This is a genomic window from Luteimonas sp. WGS1318, assembly GCF_043187535.1.
GTDB lineage: Bacteria > Pseudomonadota > Gammaproteobacteria > Xanthomonadales > Xanthomonadaceae > Luteimonas.
In genome coordinates this window covers 2,368,735-2,384,125 of record NZ_CP171131.1, presented here as the reverse complement: position 1 = coordinate 2,384,125, position 15,391 = coordinate 2,368,735, and the positions used below count along the sequence as shown (strand labels likewise).

The window sequence follows — 15,391 nt, the reverse complement described above, 5'->3', positions numbered from 1 at the left end:
TCCGCTCACGCCGCGCGCGCAGGCTGCGCGCAGATCCGGAATGGAGTGGTGCGATGCGTCTGGCGTTGAAGATCGTGATCGTGGCGGGCCTGAGTCTCGCCATCCTGTTGCCCCTGCTGCTGATCCGCAGTGTGATCCACGACCGGCAGCGCTTCCGACTCGAGGCGGTCGAGCGGATCGCCCTGAGCGAGGCCGGTCGCCAGGCGATGGCCGCGCCGGTGCTCGTGGTGCCCTACACCGAAACCGTGGCCGTCGAGGATGTCGATGCGCAGGGTCGGGTGCTCGGCATCGTGCATCGCGAGCGCGCCGGCACCTGGCTGTTCTTTCCCGACACGGCCACGCTGACCGGCGCGCTGGCGCCGTATACGCGCAGGCTCGGCTTGCACGAAGTGCGCATGTACACGCTGACCGGGCAGATGAGCGCGGACTTCAACGCGCGGATTCCGCAGGACGCAGCCGACGCGGTGGCACCGCGCCGGATCGGCCGGCCGTTCCTCAGCTACAGCATCGCCGACGTGCGTGGACTGCGCGGCACGCCGCGGCTGCGGGTCGACGGCGCGGCGGTGGCCGTGCAGCAGGGCGCGGGCGAGGGCATGGGGGCGGGCGTCCACGCGACGCTGGCCCCGGTGGCGGCGGGCGACGCGCTGCGGGTGCGCGCTGCGTTCGATCTCGAACTGGCCGGCAGCGCTTCGCTCGCTGTCGTGCCGCTGGCGTCCGACACCCGCGTCGTTCTCGACTCGCCATGGCCACACCCGCAGTTCAACGGGCGTTTCCTGCCGCAGTCCAGTGCGATCGGCGCGGGCGGCTTCCGCGCGGAGTGGGCGGTGTCCTCGCTCGCCAGCGACGCACAGCGGCAGTATCGCCAGGGCGCCCGGATCGATCGCGACGTCGCCTCGCTGCTGTTTTTCGAGCACAGCGGGCCGGACATCGACGTGCTCGGCGTCTCGCTGGTCAATCCGGTGGATGCCTATGTCCGTGCGGACCGGGCCAGCAAGTACGGCATCCTGTTCGTGCTGCTGACGTTCTCGGCGTTCTTCATGTTCGAACTGCTGCGCCAGCTGCGGATCCATCCGATCCAGTACGCGCTGGTCGGCATGGCGCTGGCGATCTTCTTCCTGCTGCTGGTCAGCCTGTCGGAACGCATCGCGTTCGGTCCCGCCTACCTCGCGGCGAGCCTGGCCTGCATCGGGCTGATCGGGGTCTACCTCGCGGCCGTGCTGCGCAGCCGCGGCTGGGGCGCCGGATTCGCCGGCATGCTGGGTCTGCTCTACGCCGCGCTGTACGGGTTGCTGGTGTCGGAGGACAACGCGCTGGTGCTGGGCGCGGGTCTGCTGTTCGTGATCCTCGCCGCGGTCATGCTGCTGACCCGCCGGGTGGACTGGTACGCACTCGGCAACGCGCCAGGCCGCGGTCCACCGCCGCCGCCGCTGCCCGACCCCTGAGCGGGGAGTGGCCGGCCGCCCGGGGCCGCGGTGATCCGCGGCCTTGGCGCGTCGGCCACGGCGCCCGTGCAAGACTCGGTGACATGACCGATTCCGCGCCTTCCATACGTGTGCTGTCCGGCGACGCGTTACGCCCGCATCTCGACGATGTCGCGCAGTTGCGCATGCGCGTGTTCCGCGACTGGCCGTATCTGTATGCCGGCGATCCGGCCTACGAACGCGACTACATGGCCGCCTATGCGCGGTCACCGCGCAGCGTGTTCGTGCTCGCGTTCGACGGGGATACCGTGGTCGGGGCGTCGACCGGCGTGCCGCTGGCGGACGAAGACCCCGGCTTCCAGACCCCATTCGTGGACCAGGACATGGCGGTCGCGCGGGTGTTCTATTTCGGCGAATCGGTGCTGCTGTCCGAGTATCGCGGGCGCGGCATCGGCCATGCGTTTTTCGATGCGCGCGAGGCGCACGCCCGCGCGCTGGGCGAGTTCGATCTGACCGCGTTCGCCGCCGTGGACCGGGCTGACGACGATCCGCGTCGGCCTGCGGCCTACCGCGACAACACCGCGTTCTGGCGCACGCGCGGCTACGTGCGCCAGCCCGGCATGAGCATGCTGCTGCGCTGGGAGGAGCTGGAGGTCGGCGATGTGCTGCATCCGATGACGTTCTGGACGCGGCCGCTGGAGGCGGCGGCATGAAGGTCGCGGCCGCGCGGTACCGGATCGGCATGGCGCCGGATTTCGAAGCCTTTGCCGAGCATCAGCGGCGGCTGCTGATGGACGCGGCGGCTGCCGGCGCCGAGGTCGCGGTGCTGCCGGAGTATCTGGCGCTGGAACTGGCAGCGACCTTCGATGCCGAGGTGCGCGGCGACACACTGGCCTCGTTCGCGGCGATCCAGCGCTATCGAGGCGACTGGCTGGCCCTGTTCTCGGGGCTCGCGCGCGACACCGGCATGACCATCGTCGCCGGCAGTTTCCTGCTCGACCTCGGTGACGGCCGCTATCGCAACCGCAGCGACGTGTTCGCGCCTGCAGGCGGCTGCGACTGGCAGGACAAGTTGCAGCTGACCGCGTTCGAGAAGGCGACCGGGGTGATCGTGCCGGGCGACGCGTTGAAGGTCTTCGATCTGGGCCCGGTGCGCGCGGGCGTGGCGATCTGTTACGACATCGAGTTCCCGCTGCCGGTGCGTGCGCAGTGGAACGCGGGCGCACGGCTGCTGCTGGTGCCCAGTTGCACCGACACCGAGGCCGGCGCCACGCGCGTGCGGGTCGGATGCCTGGCCCGTGCACTCGAGAACCGTTGCTTCGTCGCCCAGTCGGTGACGGCCGGCGACGCGCCGTGGACGCCGGTGCTCGATGCGAACACAGGCCGGGCCGCGATCATCGCGCCGATGGATGTCGGGTTCCCCGCCGATGGCCTGTTGGCGGAGACCGGCGACGACGGCAACTGGGCGGTCGCGGACATCGACGTCGACGCGCTCGATGCGGCGCGCGGCATGGCGCAGGTCGCCAACGATCTCGACTGGCCGGGCCAGCAGCGCCCGGCGCTGGCACGCGCCGTCGCGTCGCCGCTGCGCTGAGCGGCCTGGCGGCGCGCTAGCCGAGCGGCATCACCAGCCACAACGATGCGGCGGCGAGCGCGCTGCCGATCGCGGTCGCTGCCAGCACGTCACTCGGGTAGTGCAGGCCCAGCACCACCCGCGAGGCGCCGACCAGCAGCGTGAACGGAACCAGCAGCCCGGCCAGCATCGGATAGTGGGCGATGGCGACGATCGAGAACGCCACCGCATGCAAGGTGTGGCCGGACGGAAAGCTGTACTCGTCGAGCGGCGCGACCCAGGCGCGGATCCGCAGGTCGGCGGCGAACGGACGCGGGCGGCGCGTCCAGCGCTTGAGCCGACGGTAGAGCAGCAGCGCGACCCCGCCGGTGGCCGCCATGTGGGCCGCGGCGACCACGCCGTCGAGGCCGTCGAGCAGCACCAGCGCGCCCATCAGCGCGTACCAGAACACGCCGTCGCCGAGCCGGCTGACCAGGGCGAAGCCCCGTCGCAGCCACCCGCGCGTGCAGGCACGGTTGGCGCGCAGGCACCAGCCGGTCTCGTGGGCCAGAAAACGGCTACGCGGGGGTGCGTGCATCGCGGTTCTCCGGTAAATGCGGCGCGTCGGCAGCCGCCAGCGGCGTGCCGCGCAGCCCTGCCAGCAGCGTGTCGAGTTCGCGGACCACCTGCTCCGGGGCCAGCCGCAGCATCGCCTCGCGGCCGGCCAGGGCCATTGCGCGCCGACCCGCGCCGTCGCCGGCCAGATGCACCGCGGCGTCGACGAAGTCCGTCTCGTCGCCGCTCACGCATGCGCCGTGCAGGCCGTCGCACAGGTGTTCGGCGGCCGCGCCGAGGGCGAAGGCGACCTGTGGCACGCCGCTGGCCATCGCTTCGAGCACCACGTTGCCGAAGGTCTCGCTGCGGCTGGGAAACAGGAACAGGTCGGCGCTGGCCAGGTGGCGGGCGAGATCGCGCCCGCGGCGGGTGCCGGTGAACAGGATGTCGGGATGCGCGCGCTGCAGCGGCTCGCGCAATGGGCCGTCGCCGACGAACACCATCCGCGCGCCGGGGTGGCGCGGCTGCAGTGCGCGGAACGCGCGGATCGCGAGATCGAGGTTTTTCTCGGCGGCGACCCGCCCGACATGGATCACGGCCAGGCTGTCGGCGCCGAGACCCCATTCGGTCCGCAGCGCGGGGTCACGCCGCGCCGGGTCGAAGCGCGTGCAGTCGACGGCGCGCGGCAAGGTCACCGCGTGGCGGATGCCCTGGTCCTGTACCCAGCCGGCGAGTGCGCGCGTGGCGACCACGGTCGCATCGGCCGAGGCGTGGAAGCGGCGCATCCACGCCAGCGCCACCGGCTCGAGCGCGGGCAGGCCGTAGTCGGCCATGTACAGGTCGAACCGCGTGTGCAGCGCGGTGACCACCGGAATGCCGAGTGCGCGCGCGGCGCGGATCGCCGACGCGCCGAGCAGCCCCTCGGTGGCGACGTAGACGGCATCGGGCCGGCGCGTGCGCCAGTGGGCCCGCAGACGCCGACCGGCCGGAAGCCCCACGCGCAGCGCCTGGTACCGCGGCAGGCGCAGGCCGCGGACCCGCAGGGTGCCGTCGGCATCGAGCTCCGGCCGCTCGTCGCTCCTGGCCGGCCGGACGATGTCGACCTGGTGCCCGCGGGTGCGCAGGCCGTCCGCGTAGGACTGCAGCGTGAGTGCGACGCCGTTGACCTCGGGCGGGTAGGTGTCGGTGACGATCGCGTAGCGCATCGTGACGGTCCGTGCCTGGGCTTGGCGCATGGTCGGCGCCCGGGATGCCGGCACGGTGACAGCGGTTTGACGGTTCGGTGACCGCGCGGGCGCCGGACCCGGAGCGCGGCCGGGGCCACGGTGGCGAGGCGGGCAGGCCCCGCACTGCGCGGTGTCCGGGAGCCCTGCAGCTCAGGTCCGACCGTGACGCCGGACCGGCGCCGTCCACCGGTCTCGCGGGGTCAGTCGGCGCTGAGCACCAGACGGATGCCCAGCGGTGCGATCTCGTCGGGCTCGCCTTCGAGATCGATGCGCAGCAGCGGCCGGGCATCGAGCCAGCGCTGCGAGAAGCGCAGCGTCAGTACGTCGTCGGCGACGCCGGCATGCAGCAGCGGAATGTCGTCCGCCTCGTGGCTGCGATGCAGCAGAACCGCCAGGCGCAGCAGCGCGGCGGTGCGGCGCGCCTGCACCAGCAGGCGGTCGGGCACGGCGTCGAATGCGGACTTCGGCACCTTGCGCCGGTGGCAGCGCACCAGCGCCGCCAGGAACTGCTGCTCCTGGCGTGAGAAGCCCGCGATGTCGGAATGTTCGAGCACATAGGCGCCGTGCACGTGGTACTGGCTGTGCGCGATCACCAGGCCCAGTTCGTGCACGCGCGCGGCCCAGGCGAGCATGCGCAGATCGTCGGCGTCGAGCCGCCACGCACGTGCTACCTGGTCGAACAGGCGCAGCGCCGTGGCCTCGACGCGACCGGCCTGGACGCGGTCGATGCCGTAGCGTTGCATCAGGGCCTCGACCGAGGCCTCGCGCGGATCGTCCTCGCCCGCGCGGCCGAGCAGGTCGCGCAGCACACCCTCGCGCATCGCCGCCTTGCTGACCTGCATGCGTTCGATGCCGAACACGCCGAACGCCGCTTCCAGCACCAGGATGCCGCCGGCGATGATCGGCCGCCGGTCGTCGGACAAGCCGGGCAGGGTGATCGCGTCGATATGGCCCGCCTCGAGCAGGCGGTCCCGCACCTGCGGCAGGGCCTCGGCGGTCACCGCGCCCTTGGTGAGCTTCATCGCGGCGCAGATCTCGCCGATCGCCTTGTTGGTGCCCGAGGCGCCGACCACTTCCTGCCAGCCCAGCGCGCGGTAGGTGCTCGCGAACTGCTGGAATTCGGCCGAGACTTCGGACAGCGCATCCCGCCAGCGTTTTTTCGACAGCTTGCCGCCGGGGAAGAACCGCCGCGTGCTCGCGACGCAGCCGATCTGCAGGCTTTCGCGCTCGAGTGCTTCGAAGCCGCTGCCGATGATGCATTCGGTCGAACCGCCGCCGATGTCGATCACCAGCCGGCGCTGGCCCGGCTTCGGCGGCTGCGCGTGGGCCACGCCGAGATAGATCAGGCGCGCTTCCTCGCGGCCGGCGATGACTTCGATCGCATGGCCGAGCGCGGTTTCGGCCGGTACCAGGAAGGCCTGCGGCGCGGCGAGCCGACGCACGGTATTGGTGGCCAGTGCGCGTACGTTCTGCGGCGGGATGTCGCGGATGCGCTGGCCGAAGCGCGACAGGCAGGCCAGCGCGCGCTGGCGGACCTCGGCGGTCAGGCCGCCGCGCGTATCCAGCCCTTCGGCCATGCGCACGGTCTCGCGCAGGCGGTCGACCACACGCAGCTGGCCCAGCGTGTAGCGGGCGACGATCATGTGGAAGCTGTTGGAGCCGAGATCGATCGCGGCGAGCATGTCGCCGTCCGCGATCGGGGGCGTCATGGCGTCGACGCGTGCGGACGTGTCCTGGCCGGTCATGACACTCCTGCGGGAGCACGGCGCGCGACGCGCCCCGTGCGGACGATGGGGACCGGCATGGTAAAGCATGCCGGGATGTCCACCGTCATCCTCAGGCGCAGAGCCGGGCCAGCAGCCAGCCCTGCGCCGAATGCGGCATCGCGTCGCCTTCGGGCGCGAGATGGACGTAGCTGCCGTCCTCGCGCAGTTCCCAGGCGTTGACGTTGTCGGCCAGGTAGTTGTCGAGCGATTCCTCGCGCACGCGCGTCGCGATCTCGCGATCCAGGATCGGGAAGCAGGTCTCGACCCGGCGCAGCAGGTTGCGCTCCAGCCAGTCCGCGCTGGCGCAGAACAGCTCGGGCGTGCCGCCGTTCTCGAACCAGTAGACGCGATGGTGTTCGAGGAAGCGGCCGACGATCGAGCGCACGCGGATGTTCTCCGACACGCCGGGGACACCCGGGCGCAGCGCACAGGCGCCGCGCACGATCAGATCGATCTGCACGCCGGCCTGCGAGGCCGCGTAGAGCGCGCGCATCACCTGGGTCTCGTTGAGGGCGTTCATCTTGGCGACGATGCGCGCCGGCTGGCCGTTGCGCGCATTGCGCGCCTCGCGCTCGATCCGCGCGATCAGGCCGGCGTGCAGGGTGAACGGCGACTGCAGCAGGCACTTGAGCTCGATCGCCGGCGCCAGGCCGGACATCTGCTGGAACAGCAAGTGGACGTCGTTGCCGATATCGGGATTGGCGGTGATCAGGCCGAAATCGGTGTAACCGCGCGCGGTGCCGGCGTGGTAATTGCCGGTGCCCAGGTGCACGTAACGCCGCAGCTTGCGACCTTCGCGACGCACGATCAGCAGCATCTTGGCGTGGGTCTTGTAGCCGACCACGCCGTAGACGACCTGCACGCCGGCCTCCTGCAGCCGGTCGGCGAGGCCGAGGTTGGCTTCCTCGTCGAAGCGCGCGCGCAGTTCGACCACCACGGTCACGTCCTTGCCGTTGCGCGCGGCCTGGATCAGGTGTTCGACGATCGGCGAGTCCTTGCCGGCGCGGTACAGCGTCTGCTTGATCGCCAGGACGTTGGGATCCTCGGCGGACTGCTTGATCAGTTCCAGCACCGGCGTGAATGCGTCGAACGGGTGGTGGAGCAGCACGTCGCCGTCGGCGACCAGTTCGAACATCGAATCGCTGCCCGGCAGCTGGCGCTGCTGGAACGTCGGAAACTTCAGGTCCGGGCGCTGCACCAGATCGAAGATCTGGCTGATGCGGTTGAGGTTGACGGGTCCGTCGATGCGGTAGACCGCGTTCTCGGGCAGGTCGAAGTTCTGCAGCAGCGTGCGCACGATCGGCTTGGGGCAGGTCGCAGCGATCTCCAGCCGCATCGCGCGCAGGTAGCCGCGTCCCACCAGTTCGTCGCGCAGCGCGAGGGCGAGGTTCTCGACCTCCTCCTCGTCGACGATCAGTTCGGAATTGCGGGTCACGCGGAACTGGTAGGCGCCCTTGACGTCCATGCCGGGGAACAGCTCATGGACGAATTCCGACAGCACCGCCGACAGGAACACGAAGTCGTATTCGCCGCCGGAGATGCTCTCGGGCAGCTGGATGATCCGCGGCAGCGAGCGCGGCGCGCGCACGATGGCGAGATTTCCCACGCGGCCGAACGCGTCCTTGCCCTTGAGCACGACCACGATGTTGAGCGACTTGTTGAGGATCTTCGGGAACGGATGCGCCGGATCCAGGCCCAGCGGCGACAGCACCGGCATGACCTCCTCGCGGAAGTAGGCGCGCAGCCAGCGCGTCTGTCGCGCGGTCCAGGCATCGCGGCCGAGGATGCGCACGCCGGCCGCGCCCAGCGACGGCCGCATCACCTTGTTCCAGCAGGCGTACTGCGCCTCGACCAGCTCGGCGGCGCGGTCGTGGATGCGCTTGAGCACCGTCGTCGGGGTCATACCGTCGGGCGGCAGCGGCGTGCCGAAATCCTGCGCATGGCGCACGGTGGCGGCGCGGATCTCGAAGAACTCGTCGAGATTGGTGCACGAGATGCACAGGTACTTCAGCCGCTCGAGCAATGGCACGGATTCGTCCAGCGCCTGGGCCAGCACGCGGAAGTTGAAGTCCAGCTGCGACAGCTCGCGGTTGAGGAACAACGCCGGATCGAGCAGCGGGTCGGTCACGCCGTCCTGCAGCGCGGTCGCGTGGGCGTCGGCGGCCGACTGGGCGGTGCCCTGCGCGCGGTTGCGGCGGGGGGCAGCGGATTTCCGGGTCATCCGGTGGCTCCGAGATAGGCGGCCTCGCGTGGGCGCACGCGTTCGGCGGTGAAATGGCAGGCGAACCGGCTGCCGCGACCGACTTCGCTGTCGATCTCCAGCCGGGCCTGGTGCAGGTGCAGGACGTGCTTGACGATCGCCAGGCCCAGTCCGGTGCCGCCCGACTCGCGCGAGCGGCTGGTCGAGACGCGGTAGAAGCGCTCCGTGATGCGGGGCAGATGCGCGGGCGGGATGCCGTAGCCGGTGTCCTCGACCGCGAGTGCGACACCGCCGTCAGCGGTGGCCTCGTAGCGGATCGTGATGCGCCCGCCTGCTGGCGTGTAGCGCACGGCGTTGCTGACCAGGTTGGAGAAGGCGCTGTGCAGTTCGCGCGGCGAGCCGACGAGATCGGTCGGCGAGGCATCGTCGACGCCGATCGTGTGCCGGCCCTGGCTGAGCATCGTCAACTCGCGCCGCAGCGAGGCCAGCATCGAGGCCATGGACACCGTTTCCTCGCCGATGCTGTCCTGGGCCTCGAGGCGCGACAGTGTCAGCAGGTCTTCGACCAGTTGTGTCATGCGCTGCGACTGGTGCTGCATTTCCTGCAGCATCGGCGCCCACTCCGGCTGCTCGGCGGGGTCGAGCATGTCGAGGTAGCCATGCACGACCGTCAGCGGCGTGCGCAGCTCGTGCGACACGTTGGCGACGAAATCGCGGCGCATCTGCTCCAGCCGCACCAGCTTGGTGACGTCGCGGGCCACCAGCAGCCAGAGGTCTTCGGAATACGGGATCAGACGCAGTTCAAGACGCGTGCCCGACGAGACCGGCGACGCCACGTCGAGCATCGGCTCGGCGCGCCGGCCGTGCGCGAACCAGTGCGCGACGGGCAGCGGCTGCAGCGTCGCCCCCACCGGCTTGCCGATGTCGCGCGGCATGCGCAGCCCGAGCAGCGTGGTCGCGGCGGTATTGAACCACTGGATGCGCTGGCTGTTGCGTTCCACCACGACTACCGCGTCGGGCAAGGCGGCCGCGACTGCGCGGTAGGCCCGCAACATCGCGATCAGGCGCCGCTTGCGCGCGCGCATGTCCTGCTGACCGCGGTGCAGCAGCCGGTCGGTCTCCTGCCACACGCCGTCGCCCTGCGGCGGCGGCACACGGCTGCGCGAGGTCAGGCGACGCAGCAGGTCGTAGAGCTTCCAGTAGTGCCAGGCGACGACGCAGAGCGCGGCGATCGCCAGCGCCATCCACACTTCGCCCACGATCGCGCCGACCACGGCAGCGCCGGCGAGCACGACGGCGAGTTGCAGCAGGGTGCGGGTCCAAGCGACGTGGATACGGGGGGGCATGTGGGCAAGTCTAGGCAATGTGGGGGCGCAGGTTGCTGTTGTCGGAGTGGCGGCTGCCGCGAAGGCTGGTGATGTTGCCTTCGCGTCGGCGATTCCGCTTTTCCGAGAAGCCTGATGCAACATCGGTGCCGCCAGACCCGGAGGGCGCCGCCCATGGATGGGCGGCGTTTTTCGACCGAGCCAGGATGGCGAGTCGAAAAATCCCGGAACGAACGACTCGCCGGATGTGTTTCGTCGGGGAAGGCCCTTTCTTTTGGTTACTTTTCTTTGGGCCAACAAAGAAAAGTGACCCGCTCGCTCGTGGCGAGCGGAAGCTCTTGATCTCTTTAACCGTGAGCGAAGAAAGATGAGTCAAAGGCTTTCGTCCGCTGTCGCGGCCGAGTTCATTTCTTTTGACAATCGTCAAAAGAAACGGAAGGTGAATTAACACGCGAAGTGCACCGCGCCGAGGAGTTCTCGCATTCTTTCGATCGGTGATTTGAACCCATAACGTTTTCTCGGCCGAGAGTTGAGTTTGTGCGCGACGCGGTCGCAGGCCTTCTGTTGGAGACGAGCCAGGCTGCTTCGTTTTGGGAAGTACTGGCGGAGCAGTCCGTTGAAGTTCTCGTTGCTGCCACGCTCCCAGGGGCGATGCGGATACGCGAAGTAGCAGCGTACGCCCGTCGCTTCTTCAAGCGCTTTGTAACCGTGGAATTCGGTGCCGTTGTCCCATGTGATGGTTGCAAACGGCAAGCCGCTTTCCCGGATCAGCCGCAGCGTGGCGCGATTGACGGCTTTGCTCGTTCGATGTGGAAGCGGTGCCACCAAGGCCAAGCCGGAACTGCGTTCAACAAGCGTCAGCAGGCACTGCCGCTCGCAGGCGGGTCCGCTCACCGTATCGCCCTCCCAGTGTCCCGGCTCCTCGCGAAGATCGACTTCCGGCGGCCGCGTGTCGATCATGGGCTTGCCTTGCAGACGGCCGCGCTTTTCCGGGCCCCAGGTGCGCTTTCGGCGTCGCTTTCTGCCTTGACGCAATGCGTCGCGCAGGCCGCCGCCGTGCGCGGAGTCGGCTCGCACATGGCGATAGATCGTCATGTGGCTGATGTTCGCAATGTTGTTTTCGGCCAGCCAACGCGCGATCTGCTCGGGACTCCACTGCTCATGACGAAGCAGAGCCTCGACAGCGGCGTACACCGCTTCGCCATGCTGTCGAATCTGGCGCGAGCGGCGGCGACGACCATTCATGCGCTCCTGGGCTTTGCTTGGCCTGTATGCACCATCCGTCGCAAAGCAGGCGTTGCGGCGGGTCTCGCGACTGATCGTGCTTGGACTTCGCCCCAGGACGCGGGCAATCGCGCGACAGGACATGCCTTGCTGCCTGAGTGCAGACAAGGTGTATCGTTCCTGCTCGGTGAGCTGGTTGTACATGAGGGATCGTCTCTTGCCGGAGTGATCCCCTCCAGTCTGCCAGCTCACCTCTTTAGTTTCGGGCGGCGCGGGTGTTGCACTTACTTTGTTAACTCGCGGAACCAAAGAAAAACGATTCCCCGACACAGCAGCCCCACCCCTCATTCGTTCCGGCATTTTCCGACTCGCCATCCTGGCTCGGTCGGAAAACGCCGCACATCCATGTGCGGCGCCCTCCGGGTGTTGGCTGTGCAGCGCAGCGGATCGAAGATCAAATGCAACGGGCCGCCTTGCGAGGTTCACACCGACGCCGAGAACCGGTACCCCGAGCCCCGCACCGTCTGCACCATGCCGTCGAGCCCGCTCGGCTCGAGTGTCTTGCGCAGCCGGCGGATGTGCACGTCGACGGTGCGTTCCTCGACGTAGACGCTGCCGCCCCAGACGTGGTCGAGCAGTTGCGAACGGCTGTAGACGCGTTCCGGGTGGGTCATGAAGAAATGCAGCAGGCGGTACTCGGTGGGGCCGATCTGGATCGGCTCCTGGCCGGCGAAGACCCGGTGCGCGGCGCCGTCGATGCGCAGTTCGCCGACGCTGACGCTGCCGTCCTCGTCGTCGTCGCGGGCGCGGCGCATCACCGCGCGGATGCGGGCCAGCAGTTCGCGTGCCGAGAACGGCTTGACCACGTAATCGTCGACGCCGGCCTCGAGCCCGCCGACGCGGTCGTTCTCTTCGCCGCGGGCGGTGAGCATGATGATCGGGATGTCGCGGGTCAGCGCGTCCTTGCGCCAGCGACGGGCCAGCTCGAGGCCGCTGGTGCCCGGCAGCATCCAGTCGAGCAGGATCAGGTCCGGCACGCGGTCCACGATCGCCGACTGGGCCTCGCGGGCGTCGCCGGCGTGCATGGGTTCGAACTCGCCCTTGCGCAGCGCGAAGGCGACCATGTCGCGGATCGCCGGTTCGTCGTCGACGATGAGGATGCGCTTCTGCATGGAGCCTTCCATTGACCGGGGGACGCCGCCATTACACGACAGTTTTATGACGGGCTGGTGACATGGTCACAGGGCATCGTCCGGGCGTGTCCTGGCGCATCGGACGGACCCGCGGTGCGGGTGTTTCCCGGCCCGCGAGGTCGGTGTCGCGTCCAGTGGTGAACGCCTATCCGCCGGGTGCCCGGCACTGCCTATCAGGCGCGCGCGAGCGATCCGGTGCGACGCTGGAAACCCCGTGTCCGAATGCCCGAACCGACAGCCACGCGCGCCCCGCATCCTGCCCCGGGCGGCGCCCGGAGCTGCCTCAGCGGCGGCGCAGATCCTCGTCGCGAACGCCCTGGCGGTGCAGCTCCAGCACGGTCGGCGTGATCGACGCGATCCGTGCATCGATCCGGGCGCGCGCGTAGTAGTCGAGATCCTCGCGCTTCTTCAGCGTGTTGAGCTGGATCAGGGCCTGCTCGGCACGTCCGCCGAGGAAGGCGGCCTCGGCCCAGGCCTCGCCGGCGCGGACCGGGTCGCCGGCCATCTCGCTGGCACGCGCGAAGGCGCGCTGGAACGCGGGATCGGCATTCGACGAGTTCAGCAGCGGACGCAGGATGGCCTGGGCGCGGCGACCGGCCTCGGGCGTGTTGCGCTCCGCCAGCCGGTCCGCGTACGTCAGCACGACCGCCGGATTCCGCGGCATGCGGTCGAGCAGTGCCTCGAACCGCCGGTCCGCAGCGGCCGTGCGGCCTGCACGGGCGTCGGCCTCGGCCACGCCCAGCGACAGCCAGACATCGCCGGGATAGGACCCCAGCAGCTCGGTCAGCTCGCGCGAGGCGCTGTCGAGATCGTTCGCCTGCATCCGGGCCACGGCCAGGCCGTAGCGCTGGGCGTCGGTGAGCGGCCCGGCCCGGCGCATGGCTTCGTATTCGCGGATCGCCAGCGCCGGCGTGTTGGCGCTGAGCACGCGCAGGCGCTCACGGGCCCAGCCGAACTGGGTACCGTCGGCTGCCGAGGTCGCGCCCGGCGGCAGACGCAGGGACACCGGCATCAGCGGGTTGTCGAGCGCGCGCGGCGGGGCGGCCTGCGGCGCATCGATCATCACCCGTTGCGTGACCGAGCCCTGCGGCGTCGTGGTCACCGCGGTCACCGTGTCGCGGCCCATGCGCTCGGCGCGGTCGCGGGCCTCGCTGATGCGCGTGGTGGTGACCGGGTGGGTGCGGAGGTAATCGGGCAGGCGCTCGCGTTCGCCGCCCTGGTTGGTGCGTGAGACCGCCTGCATGCGTTCGAACATCGTGGCCATGGCCTCGGGGTCGTACCCGCTGCGGGCCAGGGTGCGGATGCCGAGGCGGTCGGCCTCGGATTCGTTGGAGCGGGTGTAGTCGATCTGCCGCTGCAGGGCCAGGCCCTGGGCACCCGCGAGTACCGCCATCGCGGCGTCGTCGGACGAGTTGCTGCCGCTCTGCGAGGCCACGGCGATCGCGCCGAGCATGGCCAGCAGCATCGGCACCTGGTCGCGTTGCGCGCGCTCCACGCCGCGCAGGACGTGCGACTGGGTCACGTGGGCCACTTCGTGCGCCAGCACCGCGGCCACTTCGTCCTCGGTCTCGGCCGCCAGCACCAGGCCGGCATTCATGCCGATGTAGCCGCCCAGCGTGGCGAACGCGTTGATGCTGCGGTCGCGCATCATGAAGAAGGTGAACGGCTGTTGCGGCTGGTCGCTGGAGGACGCGAGCCGGGTGCCCGCGGTGCGCAGCCAGCCGTCGACCAACGGGTCCTCGAGCACGTAGTTGTAGTGGCGCAGCTGGGCCAGCAGCATCTGGCCGTATTCCGACTGCTTGGCCGGGCTCAGTACCGCGCCGGCCGAGGACCCGATATCCGGCAACCGGGTGTCCTGCGCGGGCGCGCACCACGCGGTCGCGGCCAGTGCCAGCGCCGTGACCGGCAGCAGCAGCCTCGATCGGATGGGGCGGGCATTGGAATCGGCGTATCGCATCGCATCTCGCTGGCAGGGGCGGGAACGCACCACTCGGCTGCCGAGCATGGCCGCAGTCCGGCGCCGGGGCGTGAATCCCATGTTAAGCGTGGAACGCAGCATCAACGGGGCGCTCATCGTGGCGTGACCGGTTCTGACCGACAATCCGCGCACGAAGTTTCCTGGAGATCGCCTTGAACAGTCCCGCCCCCGGCGCGCCGTCGCCCGAAATCACCGTCTACACCAGTGCGATCTGCGGGTACTGCGTGGCCGCCAAGCAGTTCCTCAAGAGCCAGGGGCTCGAGTGGAACGAGGTGCGCATCGATCTCGACGCCGCCGCGCGCGAACACATGATGGCCCGTGCGCGCCGGACCAGCGTGCCGCAGATCTTCGTCGGCGAGACCCACGTCGGCGGCTACGACGACATGATGGCGCTGCACCGCAAGGGCGGTTTCCTGCCGTTGCTCGAGGGCGGCGCGCAGTGAGCGCGGCACCCACGGGCGTGGACGGCGAGGCCGACCGGATCGCCGAGTTCACCGCGTTCCGCAAGCGCATGAACGAACGCATCCTCGGTGAGCCCAACCAGGTCGTGCGCCGCTTTTTCGCGCTCGATACCCAGACCTACCAGGCCGGCGCGCTGGACGTGAAGACCAAGGAACTGCTGGGCCTGGTCGCCTCGATGGTGCTGCGCTGCGACGACTGCATCAGCTATCACGTCGCGCAGTGCAAGGAGGCCGGTGTCAGCCGCGAGGAGTTCTTCGAGACCTTCTCGGTGGGCCTCGTCGTCGGCGGCAGCATCGTCATCCCACACCTGCGCCGGGCGGTCGATTTCCTCGATCGTCTGGAGCAGGGCGAGGCGGCGAATCCGGACGCGCACGCGCACGGTTGAGCGGCTGCGACCTTGGTCGATTTGGGGCGGCATGGCCGCCTCGGGCATAATGGGCGGGTTTTCTCACCCGACGCCGCCGATCCCCCGCGGCGTCCCAAGCGTAC

Annotated in this window: 14 protein-coding genes; 5 read left to right on the top strand and 9 right to left on the bottom strand. The window is 69.6% G+C overall.

Annotated features, from left to right (window positions below; genetic code table 11):
- The first annotated feature begins 53 nt into the window (after nt 1–53).
- From creD to ACF3M1_RS10935, 3 genes are all read left to right on the top strand, one after another.
- Nucleotides 54–1,442 carry a cell envelope integrity protein CreD gene (creD, locus tag ACF3M1_RS10945; RefSeq protein WP_394000562.1) on the top strand — a complete coding sequence of 463 codons (1,389 nt, stop codon included), beginning with the start codon at nt 54–56 and terminating at the stop codon, nt 1,440–1,442.
- Between the two features lie 83 nt (nt 1,443–1,525).
- Complete coding sequence (locus tag ACF3M1_RS10940) at nt 1,526–2,134, top strand: GNAT family N-acetyltransferase (protein WP_394000560.1); 609 nt, start codon at nt 1,526–1,528, stop codon at nt 2,132–2,134.
- Nucleotides 2,131–3,015 carry a carbon-nitrogen hydrolase family protein gene (locus tag ACF3M1_RS10935; protein ID WP_394000558.1) on the top strand — a complete coding sequence of 295 codons (885 nt, stop codon included), beginning with the start codon at nt 2,131–2,133 and terminating at the stop codon, nt 3,013–3,015. Before ACF3M1_RS10940 ends, ACF3M1_RS10935 begins: the two co-directional genes overlap by 4 nt.
- A 16-nt stretch (nt 3,016–3,031) precedes the next feature.
- Here ACF3M1_RS10935 and ACF3M1_RS10930 read toward each other — a convergent pair whose 3' ends face one another.
- The 9 genes from ACF3M1_RS10930 to ACF3M1_RS10890 all read right to left on the bottom strand — a co-directional run bounded on the left by ACF3M1_RS10930 (nt 3,032) and on the right by ACF3M1_RS10890 (nt 14,419).
- Nucleotides 3,032–3,571: a phosphatase PAP2 family protein gene (locus ACF3M1_RS10930; protein WP_394000556.1), complete on the bottom strand. Its 540-nt coding sequence runs from the start codon at nt 3,569–3,571 to the stop codon at nt 3,032–3,034.
- Nucleotides 3,552–4,733, bottom strand: coding sequence for a glycosyltransferase family 4 protein (locus ACF3M1_RS10925; protein WP_394005246.1), 1,182 nt, complete (start codon nt 4,731–4,733; stop codon nt 3,552–3,554). The genes ACF3M1_RS10930 and ACF3M1_RS10925 overlap by 20 nt, the downstream gene beginning before the upstream one ends.
- A 221-nt stretch (nt 4,734–4,954) precedes the next feature.
- Nucleotides 4,955–6,463, bottom strand: coding sequence for an exopolyphosphatase (gene ppx, locus ACF3M1_RS10920; RefSeq protein ID WP_394005245.1), 1,509 nt, complete (start codon nt 6,461–6,463; stop codon nt 4,955–4,957).
- A 127-nt stretch (nt 6,464–6,590) separates the two neighbouring features.
- A complete protein-coding gene (ppk1, locus tag ACF3M1_RS10915) occupies nt 6,591–8,741 on the bottom strand; it encodes a polyphosphate kinase 1 (protein WP_394000554.1) in 2,151 nt (716 codons plus the stop codon).
- Complete coding sequence (phoR, locus tag ACF3M1_RS10910) at nt 8,738–10,066, bottom strand: phosphate regulon sensor histidine kinase PhoR (RefSeq protein ID WP_394000552.1); 1,329 nt, start codon at nt 10,064–10,066, stop codon at nt 8,738–8,740. The genes ppk1 and phoR overlap by 4 nt, the downstream gene beginning before the upstream one ends.
- 10 nt (nt 10,067–10,076) lie before the next feature.
- Nucleotides 10,077–10,496 carry a hypothetical protein gene (locus tag ACF3M1_RS10905; RefSeq protein WP_394000550.1) on the bottom strand — a complete coding sequence of 140 codons (420 nt, stop codon included), beginning with the start codon at nt 10,494–10,496 and terminating at the stop codon, nt 10,077–10,079.
- Complete coding sequence (locus tag ACF3M1_RS10900) at nt 10,490–11,473, bottom strand: IS30 family transposase (RefSeq protein ID WP_394000548.1); 984 nt, start codon at nt 11,471–11,473, stop codon at nt 10,490–10,492. The genes ACF3M1_RS10905 and ACF3M1_RS10900 overlap by 7 nt, the downstream gene beginning before the upstream one ends.
- A gap of 278 nt (nt 11,474–11,751) precedes the next feature.
- On the bottom strand, nt 11,752–12,441 hold the full coding sequence (gene phoB / locus ACF3M1_RS10895) for a phosphate regulon transcriptional regulator PhoB (RefSeq protein ID WP_394000546.1): 690 nt from the start codon (nt 12,439–12,441) through the stop codon (nt 11,752–11,754).
- Between the two features lie 304 nt (nt 12,442–12,745).
- On the bottom strand, nt 12,746–14,419 hold the full coding sequence (locus tag ACF3M1_RS10890) for a M48 family metalloprotease (protein ID WP_394000545.1): 1,674 nt from the start codon (nt 14,417–14,419) through the stop codon (nt 12,746–12,748).
- Nucleotides 14,420–14,592: 173 nt separating this feature from the next.
- On the opposite strand from ACF3M1_RS10890, the gene grxC reads away from it, so the two are divergent.
- Together grxC and ACF3M1_RS10880 are read left to right on the top strand one after the other, a co-directional pair.
- Entirely contained in the window at nt 14,593–14,883 is a 291-nt protein-coding gene (gene grxC / locus ACF3M1_RS10885) for a glutaredoxin 3 (RefSeq protein ID WP_394000543.1), read from the top strand.
- A gap of 68 nt (nt 14,884–14,951) precedes the next feature.
- Nucleotides 14,952–15,287 (top strand): carboxymuconolactone decarboxylase family protein, encoded by a 336-nt coding sequence (locus ACF3M1_RS10880; protein ID WP_096208707.1) that lies wholly within the window; start codon nt 14,952–14,954, stop codon nt 15,285–15,287.
- Nucleotides 15,288–15,391: the final 104 nt, after the last annotated feature.

Coding starts and splice junctions, on each gene's coding strand:
- creD (WP_394000562.1), top strand. CDS start 54: ATGCGTCTGGCGTTGAAGATCGTGATCGTGGCGGGCCTGAGTCTCGCC.
- ACF3M1_RS10940 (WP_394000560.1), top strand. CDS start 1,526: ATGACCGATTCCGCGCCTTCCATACGTGTGCTGTCCGGCGACGCGTTA.
- ACF3M1_RS10935 (WP_394000558.1), top strand. CDS start 2,131: ATGAAGGTCGCGGCCGCGCGGTACCGGATCGGCATGGCGCCGGATTTC.
- ACF3M1_RS10930 (WP_394000556.1), bottom strand. CDS start 3,571: ATGCACGCACCCCCGCGTAGCCGTTTTCTGGCCCACGAGACCGGCTGG.
- ACF3M1_RS10925 (WP_394005246.1), bottom strand. CDS start 4,733: ATGCGCTACGCGATCGTCACCGACACCTACCCGCCCGAGGTCAACGGC.
- ppx (WP_394005245.1), bottom strand. CDS start 6,463: ATGACGCCCCCGATCGCGGACGGCGACATGCTCGCCGCGATCGATCTC.
- ppk1 (WP_394000554.1), bottom strand. CDS start 8,741: ATGACCCGGAAATCCGCTGCCCCCCGCCGCAACCGCGCGCAGGGCACC.
- phoR (WP_394000552.1), bottom strand. CDS start 10,066: ATGCCCCCCCGTATCCACGTCGCTTGGACCCGCACCCTGCTGCAACTC.
- ACF3M1_RS10900 (WP_394000548.1), bottom strand. CDS start 11,473: ATGTACAACCAGCTCACCGAGCAGGAACGATACACCTTGTCTGCACTC.
- phoB (WP_394000546.1), bottom strand. CDS start 12,441: ATGCAGAAGCGCATCCTCATCGTCGACGACGAACCGGCGATCCGCGAC.
- ACF3M1_RS10890 (WP_394000545.1), bottom strand. CDS start 14,419: ATGCGATACGCCGATTCCAATGCCCGCCCCATCCGATCGAGGCTGCTG.
- ACF3M1_RS10880 (WP_096208707.1), top strand. CDS start 14,952: ATGAACGAACGCATCCTCGGTGAGCCCAACCAGGTCGTGCGCCGCTTT.